Source organism: Pseudomonas sp. Q1 (assembly GCF_009935975.1).
Classification (GTDB): Bacteria; Pseudomonadota; Gammaproteobacteria; order Pseudomonadales; family Pseudomonadaceae; genus Aquipseudomonas; species Aquipseudomonas palleroniana.
This window is the reverse complement of the sequence record NZ_QODI01000003.1, coordinates 188,750-204,607: the sequence shown is the minus strand read 5'-3', so window position 1 is coordinate 204,607 and position 15,858 is coordinate 188,750. Positions and strand designations below refer to the sequence as shown.

Annotated in this window: 13 protein-coding genes; 9 read left to right on the top strand and 4 right to left on the bottom strand. The window is 61.3% G+C overall.

The window, feature by feature from the left end:
- Positions 1 to 2 precede the first annotated feature (2 nt).
- The 9 genes from murD to lpxC all read left to right on the top strand — a co-directional run bounded on the left by murD (position 3) and on the right by lpxC (position 10,470).
- Positions 3 to 1,349 (top strand): UDP-N-acetylmuramoyl-L-alanine--D-glutamate ligase, encoded by a 1,347-nt coding sequence (gene murD, locus DK870_RS06005; RefSeq protein ID WP_161548248.1) that lies wholly within the window; start codon positions 3 to 5, stop codon positions 1,347 to 1,349.
- Positions 1,346 to 2,569 (top strand): putative lipid II flippase FtsW, encoded by a 1,224-nt coding sequence (gene ftsW / locus DK870_RS06000; RefSeq protein WP_060753911.1) that lies wholly within the window; start codon positions 1,346 to 1,348, stop codon positions 2,567 to 2,569. Before murD ends, ftsW begins: the two co-directional genes overlap by 4 nt.
- Complete coding sequence (gene murG, locus DK870_RS05995) at positions 2,559 to 3,629, top strand: undecaprenyldiphospho-muramoylpentapeptide beta-N-acetylglucosaminyltransferase (protein WP_161548247.1); 1,071 nt, start codon at positions 2,559 to 2,561, stop codon at positions 3,627 to 3,629. Before ftsW ends, murG begins: the two co-directional genes overlap by 11 nt.
- Complete coding sequence (gene murC, locus DK870_RS05990; RefSeq protein WP_060753909.1) at positions 3,622 to 5,070, top strand: UDP-N-acetylmuramate--L-alanine ligase; 1,449 nt, start codon at positions 3,622 to 3,624, stop codon at positions 5,068 to 5,070. Before murG ends, murC begins: the two co-directional genes overlap by 8 nt.
- On the top strand, positions 5,067 to 6,023 hold the full coding sequence (locus DK870_RS05985) for a D-alanine--D-alanine ligase (RefSeq protein ID WP_161548246.1): 957 nt from the start codon (positions 5,067 to 5,069) through the stop codon (positions 6,021 to 6,023). The genes murC and DK870_RS05985 overlap by 4 nt, the downstream gene beginning before the upstream one ends.
- Before the next feature lie 4 nt (positions 6,024 to 6,027).
- Positions 6,028 to 6,897 carry a cell division protein FtsQ/DivIB gene (locus tag DK870_RS05980; protein WP_060753907.1) on the top strand — a complete coding sequence of 290 codons (870 nt, stop codon included), beginning with the start codon at positions 6,028 to 6,030 and terminating at the stop codon, positions 6,895 to 6,897.
- A gap of 15 nt (positions 6,898 to 6,912) precedes the next feature.
- Positions 6,913 to 8,175 (top strand): cell division protein FtsA, encoded by a 1,263-nt coding sequence (gene ftsA, locus DK870_RS05975; protein WP_060753906.1) that lies wholly within the window; start codon positions 6,913 to 6,915, stop codon positions 8,173 to 8,175.
- 74 nt (positions 8,176 to 8,249) lie between these two features.
- On the top strand, positions 8,250 to 9,446 hold the full coding sequence (gene ftsZ, locus DK870_RS05970) for a cell division protein FtsZ (protein WP_161548245.1): 1,197 nt from the start codon (positions 8,250 to 8,252) through the stop codon (positions 9,444 to 9,446).
- Positions 9,447 to 9,558: 112 nt separating this feature from the next.
- A complete protein-coding gene (gene lpxC / locus DK870_RS05965; protein ID WP_003171886.1) occupies positions 9,559 to 10,470 on the top strand; it encodes a UDP-3-O-acyl-N-acetylglucosamine deacetylase in 912 nt (303 codons plus the stop codon).
- Positions 10,471 to 10,522: 52 nt separating this feature from the next.
- Here lpxC and DK870_RS05960 read toward each other — a convergent pair whose 3' ends face one another.
- From DK870_RS05960 to DK870_RS05945, 4 genes are all read right to left on the bottom strand, one after another.
- The gene (locus DK870_RS05960) at positions 10,523 to 12,010 is read right to left on the bottom strand and encodes a diguanylate cyclase (protein WP_060753904.1); all 1,488 of its coding nucleotides are present in this window, start codon (positions 12,008 to 12,010) and stop codon (positions 10,523 to 10,525) included.
- A gap of 85 nt (positions 12,011 to 12,095) precedes the next feature.
- The gene (locus DK870_RS05955; protein ID WP_161548244.1) at positions 12,096 to 13,418 is read right to left on the bottom strand and encodes an OprD family porin; all 1,323 of its coding nucleotides are present in this window, start codon (positions 13,416 to 13,418) and stop codon (positions 12,096 to 12,098) included.
- Between the two features lie 391 nt (positions 13,419 to 13,809).
- Positions 13,810 to 15,174, bottom strand: a complete 1,365-nt coding sequence (locus DK870_RS05950; RefSeq protein WP_161548243.1) for a heavy metal sensor histidine kinase — start codon at positions 15,172 to 15,174, stop codon at positions 13,810 to 13,812.
- Positions 15,164 to 15,856 carry a heavy metal response regulator transcription factor gene (locus tag DK870_RS05945; RefSeq protein ID WP_060753901.1) on the bottom strand — a complete coding sequence of 231 codons (693 nt, stop codon included), beginning with the start codon at positions 15,854 to 15,856 and terminating at the stop codon, positions 15,164 to 15,166. The genes DK870_RS05950 and DK870_RS05945 overlap by 11 nt, the downstream gene beginning before the upstream one ends.
- Positions 15,857 to 15,858: the final 2 nt, after the last annotated feature.

Sequence of the window (15,858 nt, the reverse complement as noted above, 5' to 3'; positions counted from 1 at the left end):
GAGTGTCCCTGATCGCTTCAGACCACTTCCGCATCGTTGTCGGCCTCGGCAAGAGCGGCATGTCCCTGGTTCGCTTCCTGGCGAGCCGGGGCGTGGCGTTCGCCGTGGCCGACACGCGGGAAAATCCACCGGAGCTGGTCACGCTGCGCCGTGACTATCCGCACGTGGAAGTGCGTTGTGGCGAGCTGGATGTCGAGTTTCTGTGCCGCGCCGACGAGCTCTACGTGAGCCCCGGCCTGGCGCTGGCGACACCGGCCCTGCAAGCAGCAGCGGCGCGTGGCGTGAAGCTGTCGGGCGATATCGACCTGTTTGCGCGGCACGCGAAGGCGCCGATCGTGGCCATCAGCGGCTCCAATGCAAAAAGCACCGTGACCACCCTGGTCGGGGAGATGGCCGTAGCGGCCGGCAAGCGTGTGGCCGTGGGCGGCAACCTCGGCGTGCCGGCCCTGGACTTGCTCAGCGACGACGTCGAGCTGTACGTGATGGAGTTGTCGAGCTTCCAGCTGGAAACCACCCACGACCTGGGCGCCGAAGTCGCCACCGTGCTGAACGTCAGCGAAGACCACATGGACCGCTACAGCGGCCTGCCGGCGTATCACCTGGCCAAACACCGGATCTTCCGCGGTGCCAGGCAGGTGGTGGTCAACCGTCAGGATGCCTTGAGCCGTCCGCTGATGGGCGAGGGCCTGCCGTGCTGGACCTTCGGTCTGGGCAAACCCGACTTCAAGGCCTTCGGTATCCGTGAAGAAAACGGCGAGAAGTACCTGGCCTTCGAATTCCAGAACCTGATGCCGGTGCGCGAGCTGAAAATCCGCGGTGCGCATAACCAGTCCAACGCCCTGGCGGCACTGGCGCTCGGTCATGCCGTTGGCCTGCCGTTCGATGCCATGTTGTCGAGCCTGCGCACGTTCGGTGGTCTTGAGCATCGCTGCCAGTGGGTTCGCGACCTGGATGGCGTCAGCTACTACAACGATTCCAAAGCGACCAACGTCGGTGCGGCGCTGGCGGCCATCGAAGGCCTCGGCGCCGATATCGAAGGCAAGCTGGTGCTGATTGCCGGCGGTGATGGCAAGGGCGCCGACTTCAAGGACCTCAAAGACCCGGTCGCCGCACATTGCCGCGCCGTGGTGTTGATGGGCCGTGATTCGGACCTGATCGGTGTCGCCATTGGTGACGCCGTGCCGCAGGTTCGCGTGACGTCCCTGGACGACGCCATTGCGCAATGCAGGGCCCTGGCCCAGCCGGGCGATGCAGTGCTGCTGTCGCCGGCCTGTGCCAGTTTCGACATGTTCAAGAACTACGAAGAGCGCGGCCAGTTGTTTGCCCGCGGCGTGGAGGCCTTGGCATGAGCATCAATTTCAGAAACATCATCAAGCCGTACCCGTCGCCGATCATCACCGGGCGTGGCATCGACCTCGACTTCCCGATGCTCGCCGGCTGCCTCGCGCTGCTGGGCCTGGGCCTGGTGATGATCACTTCGGCATCCTCCGAAGTCGCCGCCGTGCAGTCGGGCAACACCCTGTACATGATGATCCGTCACCTGGTGTACCTGGTGATCGGCCTCGGGGCCGGCGTTGTCACCATGATGATCCCCATCGCCACCTGGCAACGCCTGGGTTGGATGATGCTGATCGGTGCGTTCGGCCTGCTGGTCATGGTGATCCTGCCCGGCATCGGTCGCGAGGTGAACGGTTCGATGCGCTGGATCGGCTTCGGTGCGTTCAACGTGCAGCCGTCGGAAATCGCCAAGGTGTTCGTGGTGATCTACCTCGCCGGCTACCTGGTACGTCGACAGAAAGAAGTGCGCGAAAGCTGGATGGGCTTCTTCAAGCCGTTCATCGTGCTGCTGCCGATGGCCGGCCTGTTGCTGATGGAGCCCGACTTCGGCGCAACCGTGGTGATGATGGGCGCGGCGGCGGCGATGTTGTTCCTGGGCGGCGTGGGCCTGTTCCGCTTCACCTTGATGGTGGTGCTGGCGGTTGCGGCGGTGACGATTCTGGTCCAGGCGCAACCCTATCGTATGGCGCGTCTGATTACCTTTACCGACCCCTGGTCCGACCAGTTCGGTTCCGGCTACCAGTTGACCCAGGCGCTGATCGCCTTCGGTCGCGGCGAGTGGCTGGGCGTGGGCCTGGGCAACAGTGTGCAGAAGCAGTTCTACCTGCCGGAAGCGCATACCGACTTCGTATTCTCGGTGCTCGCCGAAGAGCTGGGCGTGGTGGGTTCGCTGTGCACCGTCGCGTTGTTCCTGTTTGTGTGCGTACGCGGCATGTACATCGGCTTGTGGGCCGAGAAGGCCAAACAGTTTTTCGCCGCCTATGTGGCGTACGGCTTGTCGTTCCTGTGGATCGGCCAGTTCCTGATCAACATCGGGGTGAACGTCGGCCTGCTGCCGACCAAGGGTCTGACCTTGCCGTTCCTCAGTTACGGCGGCAGTTCGTTGGTGATCTGCTGCGTGTGCCTGGGCTTGCTGCTGCGCATCGAGTGGGAGAGTCGAACCCACCTGGGCAGCGAAGAGATGGAGTTCAGCGAAAGCGACTTCGCCGAGGAGCCGTCTCATGGGCGCTAACGTGCTGATCATGGCGGGCGGTACCGGGGGCCATGTGTTCCCGGCCCTGGCTTGCGCCCGTGAATTCCAGAGCCGTGGCTACACCGTGCACTGGCTGGGTACGCCGCGTGGCATCGAGAACGACCTGGTGCCGAATGCCGGCCTGCCGTTGCATCTGATCAACGTCACCGGCCTGCGTGGCAAAAGCAAGCTGTCCCTGCTCAAGGCGCCGTTTGTGCTGCTCAAGGCGGTGTTCCAGGCGCGCAAGATCATCCGCGAACTGAAGCCGGTCTGTGTGCTCGGTTTTGGTGGTTACGTCACCGGCCCTGGCGGTGTTGCCGCCAGGCTCGCGGGTGTGCCGGTGATCGTGCACGAGCAGAACGCCGTCGCCGGCACCGCCAACCGCCTGATGGCGCCGTTGGCTGCGCGGGTGTGCGAGGCTTTCCCGAAGACCTTTGGTGTCTCGGACAAACTGCGTACCACCGGCAACCCGGTACGCACCGAACTGTTTATGGATATCGCGCGCCAGGCCCTGGTCGGGCGCAAGGCTCACCTGCTGATCCTGGGCGGAAGCCTGGGCTCCGAGCCGCTGAACAAGCTGCTGCCGGAAGCGGTGGCGCAACTCCCGGTGGAGCTGCGCCCGGAGATCTTCCATCAGGCCGGCAAGGATCATGGTGAAGTCACCGCCACGCGCTATCGCGAGGCGGGTGTAGAGGCGAACGTACAGCCCTTCATCAAAGACATGGCCCATGCCTATGGCTGGGCCGACCTGGTGGTCTGTCGCGCTGGTGCGCTGACCGTCAGTGAACTGGCCGCCGCCGGTCTGCCCTCGTTGCTGGTGCCTTTGCCCCATGCCATCGACGATCACCAGACCCGCAACGCCGAATATTTGGCCGGGGAGGGCGCTGCCTTCCTGCTGCCGCAAAGAACGACTGGCGCCGCCGATTTGGCCGCACGCCTGACCGAGGTTTTGATGCAACCGGAACGACTCAGCAACATGGCGAGCACCGCAAGCCGCCTGGCCAAACCCGACGCTACCCGCACCGTGGTGGATATCTGCCTGGAGGTGGCCCATGGTTGAGAATCAGAAAGCCATGCCACAACCGGAGATGCGCCGCATCCGTCGTATCCACTTCGTCGGGATCGGCGGCGTGGGCATGTGCGGTATTGCCGAGGTCTTGCTGAACCTGGGTTACCAGGTGTCCGGTTCGGACTTGAAAGAGTCGCCGGTGACTGATCGCCTGAAGTCCTTCGGTGCACAGATCTTTATCGGCCATCGTGCCGAGAACGCCGCCGAGGCGGACGTGCTGGTGGTTTCCAGTGCCGTGAACACCTCCAACCCGGAAGTGGCCACCGCCCTTGAACGGCGTATTCCGGTGGTACCACGCGCCGAGATGCTGGCCGAGCTGATGCGCTATCGCCATGGCATCGCCGTCGCCGGTACTCACGGCAAAACCACCACCACCAGCCTGATCGCCTCGGTATTCGCCGCCGGTGGCCTGGACCCGACGTTCGTGATTGGTGGCCGCCTGAATGCAGCCGGCACCAATGCACAGCTCGGCACCAGCCGCTACCTGATCGCCGAAGCCGACGAAAGTGATGCCAGCTTCCTGCACCTGCAACCGTTGGTGGCGGTGGTGACCAACATCGACGCGGACCACATGGCGACCTACGACGGCGACTTCAACAAGTTGAAGAAAACCTTCGTCGAGTTCCTGCACAACCTGCCGTTCTACGGGTTGGCCGTGGTGTGCCTGGACGATCCGGTCGTGCGTGAAATCCTGCCGCTGGTCAAGCGCCCGACCGTGACCTACGGCTTCAGCGAAGACGCGGACGTGCGCGCAATCAATGTGCGCCAGGAAGGCATGCAAACCTTCTTCACCGTGCTGCGTCCTGACCGTGAGCCGCTGGATGTCTCGGTCAACATGCCGGGCAACCACAACGTGCTCAACTCCCTGGCGACCATCTGCATCGCCACCGACGAGGGCGTCAGCGATGAAGCCATTGTCGAAGGCTTGTCGCGCTTTGCCGGTGTGGGCCGCCGCTTCCAGGTCTACGGCCAGTTGCCGGTAGACGGTGGCGACGTGATGCTGGTGGACGACTACGGCCACCACCCGACTGAAGTCGCGGCGGTGATCAAGGCCGTGCGCGGTGGTTGGCCGGAGCGCCGCCTGGTGATGGTCTACCAGCCGCACCGCTACAGCCGCACCCGCGACCTGTATGACGATTTCGTCAATGTATTGGCCGATGCCAACGTGCTGCTGTTGATGGAAGTCTACCCGGCCGGTGAAGAACCGATTCCGGGCGCCGACAGCCGCAAGTTGTGCAACAGCATCCGCCAGCGTGGCCAGTTGGACCCTATCTATATCGAGCGCGGCGTGGATCTGGCGCCGCTCGTCAAGCCGCTGTTGCGTGCCGGCGATATCCTGCTGTGCCAGGGCGCCGGCGACATCGGTGGCCTTGCCCCTAAATTGCTGGCGAGCCCGCTTTTCGCCGCTGCCGAAAAGGGGAAGTCGAAATGACCACTGACTACGGCTCCCTGTTTTCCAGAATCACCCCGGCCGACTTCGGCCGTGTAGCGGTGCTGTTCGGCGGTAAAAGCGCCGAGCGCGAAGTGTCGCTCAAATCCGGCAACGCCGTGCTCGAAGCCTTGCAAAGCGCCGGTGTGAATGCCTTCGGTATCGACGTGGGCGATGATTTCCTCGCCCGCCTGCAGGCCGAGAAGATCGACCGCGCCTTCATCATTCTCCACGGCCGTGGCGGTGAAGACGGCAGCATGCAGGGGCTGTTGGAGTGCGCGGGCATCCCTTACACCGGCAGCGGCATCCTCGCTTCTGCCTTGGCCATGGACAAGTTGCGCACCAAGCAGGTGTGGCACAGCCTGGGGATTCCAACCCCGCGTCACAGCGTTCTGTGCAGCGAAGACGATTGTATTTCTGCGGCCAAGGAACTGGGTCTGCCTTTGATCGTCAAACCTGCCCATGAAGGCTCCAGTATCGGCATGGCCAAAGTGAACTCGGCCGCCGAATTGATCGACGCATGGAAAGCGGCAAGTACCTACGATTCGCAAGTGTTGGTGGAACAGTGGATCCAAGGTCCCGAGTACACCATCGCCACCCTGCGTGGCCAGGTATTGCCGCCTATCGCATTGGGTACGCCCCACACCTTTTATGACTACGACGCCAAGTACCTGGCCTCCGATACCCAGTACCGGATTCCATGCGGCCTGGATGCAACCAAGGAACAGCAATTGATGGACCTCACGGCGAAAGCCTGTGAGGCACTGGGTATCGCCGGTTGGGCGCGGGCAGACGTGATGCAGGATGAGCAAGGGAATTTCTGGTTCCTGGAAGTCAACACCGCTCCCGGCATGACCGATCACAGCCTGGTACCTATGGCCGCCCGTGCCGCCGGTCTGGATTTCCAGCAGCTGGTGCTGGCGATCCTGGCCGCAAGCGTTGAGTCAAGAGGCTAAGAACATGAACGGCGCATCGCTTCGTCATCAGCCCCCACCCGTACCGAGCCGCAAGCCGGTGCCGCGGGGTGCCAGCCGAATGGTGGCTAAAGAGCCGATGTCGGTGCGCTTGCCCAAGGCCAACTTTGGCTTCCTCAAGGCGCTGTTCTGGCCGGTGTTGCTGGTGGCGTTGGGTTTCGGCACCTACGAGGGCGCCCAGCGTCTGCTGCCGTATGCCGACCGACCGATTACCAAGGTCAGTGTGCAGGGCGACTTGAGCTACATCAGCCAGCAGGCGGTGCAGCAGCGCATCGGCCCGTACCTGGCGGCGAGCTTCTTCACCATCGACCTGGCCGGTATGCGCTCGGAGCTGGAACAGATGCCGTGGATCGCCCACGCCGAAGTCCGCCGTGTATGGCCGGACCAGGTAACGATCCGCCTGGAAGAGCAACTGCCCGTGGCCCGTTGGGGCGATGGCGCGTTGCTGAACAACCAGGGGCAGGCGTTTGCGCCTCGTGAAGTGGCCAACTATGAGCACCTGCCGCAGCTGTTCGGGCCGCAGCGGGCGCAACAGCAAGTGATGCAGCAGTACCAGGCGTTGAGCCAGATGCTGCGGCCGCTGGGCTTCTCCATTGCACGCCTGGAATTGCGTGAGCGGGGCAGCTGGTTTTTGACGACCGGGGCAGGCAGTTCCGGCCCGGGCATCGAGTTGTTGCTGGGACGCGACCGCTTGGTGGAGAAGATGCGCCGCTTTATTGCCATCTATGACAAAACCTTGAAAGAACAGATTACGAACATTGCGAGCGTCGACCTGCGTTACGCCAACGGCCTGGCCGTCGGCTGGCGTACACCGGCTGCGCCCACGGCAGCACAACCCGCTGTCGCGAAGAATTAAGAAGAGGCAGGACCCATGGCAAACGTGCAAAGCGGCAAAATGATCGTCGGTCTCGATATCGGCACCTCCAAGGTGGTGGCGCTGGTGGGCGAGGTCGGGGAAGACGGCACGATCGAAATCGTCGGTATTGGCACGCATCCGTCCCGGGGCCTCAAGAAGGGCGTGGTGGTCAACATCGAGTCCACCGTGCAATCGATCCAGCGCGCCATCGAAGAAGCGCAGCTGATGGCCGGTTGCCGGATTCACTCGGCGTTCGTCGGCGTTGCCGGTAATCACATCCGCAGCTTGAACTCCCACGGCATCGTGGCGATCCGCGACCGCGAAGTCAGTTCGGCCGACCTTGAGCGCGTCCTCGACGCCGCCCAGGCCGTGGCCATCCCGGCTGACCAGCGCGTCCTGCACACCCTGCCGCAGGACTATGTGATCGACAACCAGGAAGGTGTTCGCGAGCCCCTGGGCATGTCCGGCGTACGTCTGGAGGCCAAGGTCCATGTGGTGACCTGCGCCGTCAACGCCGCGCAGAACATTGAAAAATGCGTGCGCCGCTGCGGCCTGGAAATCGACGACATCATTCTCGAGCAGCTGGCTTCGGCCTACTCGGTACTGACCGACGACGAAAAAGAACTGGGCGTGTGCCTGGTGGACATCGGTGGCGGCACCACCGACATCGCGATCTTCACCGAAGGCGCGATCCGTCACACAGCCGTGATCCCGATTGCGGGCGACCAGGTGACCAACGACATCGCCATGGCGTTGCGGACACCGACCCAGTACGCCGAAGAAATCAAGATTCGCTACGCCTGTGCCCTGGCCAAGCTGGCCGGTGCCGGTGAAACCATCAAGGTTCCAAGCGTCGGCGACCGCCCACCGCGCGAACTGTCGCGCCAGGCCCTGGCTGAAGTGGTCGAGCCACGCTACGACGAACTGTTCACCCTGATCCAGGCGGAACTGCGCCGCAGTGGCTACGAAGATCTGATCCCGGCCGGCATCGTGCTGACCGGTGGTACTTCGAAAATGGAAGGCGCGGTCGAACTGGCCGAGGAAATCTTCCACATGCCGGTGCGCCTGGGCGTGCCCCATGGCGTGAAGGGCCTGGGCGACGTGGTGCGCAACCCGATTTATTCCACTGGCGTGGGCTTGCTGTTGTACGGCCTGCAAAAGCAGACCGACGGCATTTCCCTGTCGGGCCCGAGCATTCGTGACAGCTACCGCAGCGACGACGATGAGAAAGCGCCGTTGCTGGACCGGATCAAAAGCTGGGTGCAAGGCAACTTCTAACGATTTACCGCAACACCGCAACACCGTTCCAAGCAGTAGGCGAAAAAACTAGAGAAAATGAAAGGAGAGGGAACATGTTCGAACTCGTAGACAACATCCCCGCTAGCCCGGTCATCAAAGTGATCGGTGTCGGCGGTGGCGGCGGCAACGCTGTCAACCATATGGTCAAGAGCAACATTGAAGGCGTTGAGTTCATTTGCGCCAACACTGATGCCCAAGCGCTGAAAAGTATCGGTGCGCGGACCATCCTGCAATTGGGCACAGCCGTGACCAAGGGCCTCGGCGCCGGCGCCAACCCGGAAGTCGGCCGTCAAGCCGCTCTGGAAGACCGCGAGCGTATTGCCGAAGTGCTGCAAGGCACCAACATGGTGTTCATCACCACTGGCATGGGCGGCGGTACCGGTACCGGTGCTGCGCCGATCATTGCCGAAGTGGCCAAGGAAATGGGCATTCTGACCGTCGCTGTGGTGACCCGTCCGTTCCCGTTCGAAGGCCGCAAGCGCATGCAGATCGCCGACGAAGGTATCCGTCTGCTGTCTGAAAGCGTCGACTCGTTGATCACCATTCCCAACGAGAAGCTGCTGACTATCCTGGGTAAAGACGCCAGCCTGCTGTCGGCTTTCGCCAAGGCTGACGATGTACTGGCCGGTGCCGTCCGCGGTATCTCCGACATCATCAAGCGCCCAGGCATGATCAACGTCGACTTTGCCGACGTGCGTACCGTGATGAGCGAAATGGGCATGGCGATGATGGGCACTGGCTGCGCCAGCGGTCCGAACCGTGCACGTGAAGCCACTGAAGCGGCCATCCGCAACCCGTTGCTGGAAGACGTGAACCTGCAAGGCGCGCGCGGCATTCTGGTGAACATCACCGCAGGTCCTGACCTGTCCCTGGGCGAATACTCCGACGTGGGTAGCATCATCGAAGCCTTCGCTTCCGAGCACGCCATGGTCAAGGTCGGCACCGTTATCGATCCGGACATGCGTGATGAGCTGCACGTGACCGTGGTTGCTACCGGCCTGGGTGCAAAAATCGAGAAGCCTGTGAAGGTCATCGACAACACCCTGCACAACAGCCAGGCGAGCCAGCCAGCTGCGGCTCCAGCGCCCGCGCGTCAGGAGCAGCCGTCGGTGAACTACCGTGATCTGGACCGTCCGACCGTGATGCGCAACCAGGCCCAGGCCGGTGCTGCGGCGTCCCGTAGCCTGAATCCGCAAGATGATCTGGACTACCTGGACATCCCGGCATTCTTGCGTCGTCAGGCCGATTAATGGAATGTATCAGGGCTATGAAGGTGATTGGTGTTCAGCAAAGGTCTGGTCTGGTATTATCGCCAGCCTTTGTTGATACCAGTTCGCAATTTGCGCTGAAGCGGTCCAATCCATGATTAAACAACGCACCCTGAAGAATATTATCCGTGCAACAGGTGTAGGTCTGCACTCCGGGGAGAAGGTATACCTGACCCTCAAACCTGCACCTGTCGACACCGGCATCGTGTTTGTTCGTGCCGACCTGGACCCTGTGGTGCAGATTCCTGCTCGCGCGGAAAACGTTGGCGAAACCACTATGTCGACCACATTGGTCAACGGTGACGTCAAAGTGGATACGGTGGAGCACTTGCTCTCGGCCATGGCTGGCCTGGGCATCGATAACGCCTACGTCGAGCTCTCCGCGTCCGAAGTCCCGATCATGGATGGCAGCGCTGGACCCTTCGTATTCTTGATTCAATCTGCCGGCCTGGAAGAACAGGACGCAGCCAAGAAGTTCATTCGTATTCTGCGGGAAGTAACAGTAGAAGACGGCGACAAGCGCGCCACCTTCGTCCCGTTCGAAGGCTTTAAAGTGAGCTTTGAGATCGATTTCGATCACCCGGTATTCCGTGACCGCACCCAAAGTGCAAGCGTGGATTTTTCCAGTACTTCGTTCGTAAAAGAAGTCAGTCGCGCGCGTACCTTTGGTTTCATGAGTGACATCGAGTACCTGCGCAAGCACAACCTCGCACTCGGCGGTAGCGTTGAAAACGCCATTGTGGTCGACGCGGATGGTGTACTGAACGAAGACGGCCTTCGCTATGAAGACGAATTCGTGAAGCACAAGATCCTCGATGCAATCGGTGACCTCTACCTGCTGGGCAACAGCCTGATAGGTGAGTTCAAAGGCTTCAAGTCGGGCCATGCCCTTAACAACCAGCTGCTGCGCAAGTTGATTGAGCAGACAGACGCTTGGGAAGTCGTGACCTTCGAAGATGCCAGCACCGCACCGATCTCTTACATGCGTCCCGTTGCGGCGGTGTAAGTAACAACTCTCTTTCTTTAGTTTTGAAAGGCCACCTTCGGGTGGCCTTTTTTTATTCGCTCATTGCTATCCGGTTACGGCCCGAGTACTTGGCCTCATACAACGCCTGATCCGCACTGAGCAATAACGTCTCCAGGGACATGTGGCTGTGTTTGTCCCAGGTGCTCATGCCGATGCTCACGGTAATCGGCTGCTCGGCGCCGGGCACCAGTGGCAAGTGTTCGACACTGCTGCGGATATGTTCGGCGATCACCCAGGCGCCTTTGACGTCGGTGTGCGGCAGCACCACCGCAAACTCTTCTCCACCGTAGCGCGCGGCCAGGTCTGCCGGGCGCCGGATGTTGTCGCTGATCACCTGGGCAACCGTGCGCAGCGCCTCGTCGCCACCGTGATGGCCGTGGCGGTCGTTGAACGCCTTGAAGTGATCGACATCGATCATCAGCAGCGTCAGCGGCTCGGTCGAGCGTTGTGCGCGGTCCCATTCCAGTTGCAGGCGTTGGTCGAGCACGCGGCGGTTGGCCAGGCCGGTCAGGGCGTCGGTGGCGGCCAACTCCGACAGCACTTGTTCGGCGCGATAGCGGCGGCGCAGTTCGCGACGCAGCATCCAGGTCAGCCATAACAAACCGATGCACAGTACACCGGTGGCACCACTGGTCAGCAACGCGGCACGTTTCCAGGGGGCGAACACATCCTCGCTGGACAGGGCCACCACCACGATCAGCGGCAGGTCGCCCACATTGGTGAATGTATATAGGCGCTCTATCCCGGTGAGGGTAGAGACTGCCTGGAAGCTGCCTTCGCCTTCGCGCAGCATGCGCTTGAAGTTGGGGCGATCACTCAGGTCTTTGTCGATCATGTCGCGTTCCAGCAACGGCTGCTGGGCCAGGAGAATGCCGCGGCTGCTCAGCAGATTCACGGAGCTGCCACTGCCGATGGCGAGGCGATTGAACAATTGATCGAAATACGCCAGGCGCATGGTCGCCACCGCCACCCCGGCAAATTCGCCATTGGGCCCGGATACGCGGCGGCTGAATGCGATACGCCACACTTGCTCGCAGTCGCAGTGGATCTTGAACGGGCGGCTGATAAACAGCCCGGCGTCGGGGTTCTGTTGCTGCACCAGGAAGTAGTCGCGATCAGCAAAGTTGCGCCGCGTCGGATGCAGGGTCGAGGAGTCGGCAATCACCGCGCCATTGGCATCCAGTAAGAGTACTTCGCCTTTGAAGGGCGCCGCGTTGGATTGATCAAACTGCACCAGGTGCCGGATGTCCGCAGGCACCGACGTCAAGTCCTTGTACGAGGTGGCCGCGATCAGACCCTGCAATGCCAGATCGTAGAGTTCGACGTTGCGCAGCACATCGGCGTTGATCAGCTGGGCGATGTTGGTGGTCATGCGCTTGGCCGCCTGCAGAGTGCTGGCGTGTTCACGGCTCAGCAGCGCCGTGACGATCACCACGATCAGGATTACGGTCAGGCTGCTGCCCAAAAGCAGCAACAGTTCCGAACGGACGGGCAGTTTACGAGTGCGGGGTTGGCTCATCACGCAGACTTCAACAGGTAGATACTGGCAGTTTAGTTCTGCACGATGAAAATTAAATCATTGGTTAATAAGAAAAGTTTGTTGATCAGAACACATTGATTGGGTAATCCACGATCACGCGGTATTCATCCACATCCCGGTCTACCGCCGAGTAGCCATTGCCCCCGCGGTTGGTCGCCCATTGCAGGCGCACGGCCAGGTTCTTGGCCTTGCCGCCCTGCACCACGTATTTGAGGTCGATGTCGCGTTCCCAGTGCTTGGCGTCCTTACCGTCGGCGCTGTACCAAGCGCTGTAGCCACGGCTGTTGGGGTCGACTTTGGTCAGGTCGGTCTCGCCGCTGATGTACGAGACGGCTGAGGTCAGGCCAGGCAGGCCGAGGCCGGCAAAATCATAAGCGTACTTGAGCTTCCACGAGCGCTCGCCAGGTCCGTTGAAGTCCGAGTATTGCTGGGAGTTATCCAGGTAAATGCTGTCGCCTTGGGTGATGTAGTCGAATGGCGTGTTGCCGTTGACCCGTTGGTAGGCGGCGGTGACGCTGTGATGGCCGATGCCTACGGTCAGGTGCAGGCTGTAGGTGTTGTTGTCGATGCTGCCGAGCAACGATTGCCCGGTGTCCTGGGTGTGATAGTAGTGCAGGCCAGGGTTGAGACTGACCAGGTCGTTCAGCGTGTAGGTGTAGTCCAGGTCGTAGTAGTACTGATGCCAGATGTCCTTGAGTTCGGAGGCGTATAGATTGCTGGTCAGGCCCGCAACACCGCTGAACGATACGCCGGCCCAGTTCAGGTGCCGGCTGTCGGTGTGGTCCGGCAGGGTGCCGTAGCTGGTGCCGATACGGCGGTGGCCGCTCTGGTTGTAGAGCTTGGTGAAACTGGCCTGGCCGCCTTCGATCATCCAACCGTCGAAACTGTGGTTGGCCAGGCTCACGCCGCGGAAGGTCTGCGGCAACATGCGGGTCATGCCGCCAGCGATTACCGGGTTGTTGAGCAACAGGTCACCGGCTTTCAGCTCGGTATCGAAAGCGCGCATTTTCAAGGTGCCGCCGGCGGTGGAAAACGAGCCGGGGGCTTTGCCGTTGCCGCTGCCATAAGGAAGGATGCTGGAACCGTCGGTGCCACCACCACCGTCAAGCTTGAGGCCGAGCATGGCATTGAGGTCCAGGCCGAATCCGACCGTGCCTTGGGTGTAACCGGACTCGAAGGTGCCGATAAAACCCTGGCCCCACTCCTTGCTGTCATCGGTGTGAATGTCGCGACGGTCGCGGTTCATGTAGTAGTTGCGGGTGTTGATGTTGAGGTGCGAGCCTTCGACGAAACCATCGGTGGAGGTCGGGTCGGCGGCGTGGGCGAGAGAGGTGATCGTTGCTGCAATAGCGACAAATAACGGGGTGAATGTCAGCGAGGTTTTCACCGGTGAAGCTCCTTTGGTCAATCATTGACGGCCAATGTCGTAGGGGATGCCTGGCCTTTTTTTACGGCAAAAAAAAGCCGCTGAAGTCAGCGGCTTTAAGACGAATTCCCAGTGTAGAGCCCTGGAAATAAGTCGAGGGAAATTCGGGTGAGCGGGAAGCTGTCTTTGCCGTCGCGCTCATCGATGCGTCAAAGTAACGCAGGTGAGCGGTGCGATACAGAGTGTAACAAGATAATGACTGTTGCCAAAACCGCAACAGTTTGGGTTGGCTGATGTGTTTGGTTTCAAGTGTGGGAGGGGGCTTGCTCCCGATAACAGAGTGTCAGTCGCTACATTCGTGACTGATGCACCGCTATCGGGAGCAAGCCCCCTCCCACATTTGCCGACGGATTCAGATTGGCAGGGTGATGCCAAAGGTGTTGCCGCCACCCTCACTGCGTACAAACACATCCCCTCCATGCATCAGCGCAATCGCCTTGACGATGGCCAGCCCCAATCCATGGTTCGCTCCGCTGTTGCTGCGCGACGCATCCACCCGATAAAAACGTTCGAACAAGCGGGGCAAATGCTCGCCGGCAATCTCATCGCCAGGGTTGGTCACGCCGATCGTCACCTGATGCGCCTGCTGTTCAATGCTCACGTCGATGATCTGCCCCGGCGCGGTGTGCTGCACGGCATTGCTCAGCAGGTTGATCAGCGCACGGCGCAGGTGGGCCTTTTCGATATGGACCAAGGCGTCGCCACGGGCCTGCACTTTGACCTGCGCATCTTCGAGGATGAAGTCCAGGTAATCGAGGGTGGTGGCCACCTCATCGGCCAGTGAGCTTTCAATCAGCTTGGTCGCCTTGCTGCCCTGATCGGCGCTGGCCAGGAACAGCATGTCATTGATGATTGAACGCAGGCGTTCCAGCTCTTCAAGGTTCGATTGCAGGACCTCGAAGTAATGCTCCGCCGAGCGTCCCCGTGTCAGCGCGACCTGGGTCTGGCCGATCAGGTTGGTCAGCGGCGAACGCAGCTCGTGGGCCACGTCGGCGTTGAACGATTCCAGGCGTGAGTAGGCTTGTTCCACCCGGTCCAGGGTGGAGTTGAACGAGTTGACGAACTGGCTCAGTTCCGGCGGCAGCGGCGACAACTGCAGCCGCCCGGAGAGTTTGGGTGGCGCAAGCTTCTGCGCTTCGTCCGAGAGCTTGCCCAAGGGTTTGAGCCCGATGCGCGAGACCCAGAATCCCAGCAGAGCCGCCAGCACTACGCCGACAAAGGCCAGGCCGATCAGGGCCATCAACAGCTGGTGCTGGGTGGCGCGGAAGTTCTCGGTGTCGATGGCAATCAGGAAGCGCAAGGGCGGGCGTTGTTCTTTGGCCGGAAACTGGCTCACCAGCACTTTGAACGGATATTCATGCCCCGGCAGACGCAGGTCGCGTTTGCCGGTGGGGCCGGCGGCGAAGGCGCGAATCCGTGCATCCGGCTCGCCGTATTCATACTGGGGGTCGCTGCTGACCACCCAAAATCGGATGCGTTTGTCTTCCTCACCCAGCAGCTTGAGTTTGGCGGTGATCTTCGCCCAATGCTCCGGCGTACCGAAGCGTGTCACCGAAGACTCCAGCACGCTGTAGCGGGCATCCAGCTCGGCGCCGGGCAGCAAGCCCAGGCCACGGTCCACTTGCTGGTACAGCGCGCCGCCGATCAGCACGAAGATCAGCAGCGCGACCAGGGTGAACATGCCGCTCAGGCGCAGGGCGATCGAGTTAGCGGCCACTTGGGTTCTCCAGCACACGGCTTTCCAGTACATAACCCATGCCGCGAATGGTGTGCAGCAGTTTCTCCTCGAACGGCCCGTCGAGCTTGGCGCGCAGGCGCTTGATGGCAACTTCCACCACATTGGCGTCACTGTCGAAGTTGATGTCCCAGACCATTTCCGCAATAGCGGTCTTGGACAGGATTTCACCCTGGCGTCGCGCCAATACACTGAGCAGCGAGAACTCTTTCGCCGTCAGGTCCAGGCGCACGCCATTACGGCTGGCCTTGCGGCTGATCAGGTCGATCCACAGGTCGGCGACGGTGACCTGCACCGGCTCATGCCCGCCGCTGCGGCGGGTCAACGCTTGCAGGCGAGCCACCAGTTCCAGGAACGAAAACGGTTTGCCCAAATAGTCATCGGCGCCTTCGCGCAGGCCACGAATACGGTCCTCCACGCGCTCGCGGGCGGTGAGCATGATCACCGGCGTCTGCTTGCGCGCGCGCAATGCGCGCAACACGCCGAAGCCGTCGAGGCCGGGCAGCATCACATCGAGCACGATCACTGCGTAGTCATTCTCCAGGGCCAGGTGCAAACCCTCGACACCTTCGCGTGCCACATCGACGGTGTAGCCTTGCTCGGTCAAGCCACGGTGCAGGTAGTCCGCGGTTTTCTCTTCATCTTCAACAATCAGAACGCGCATGA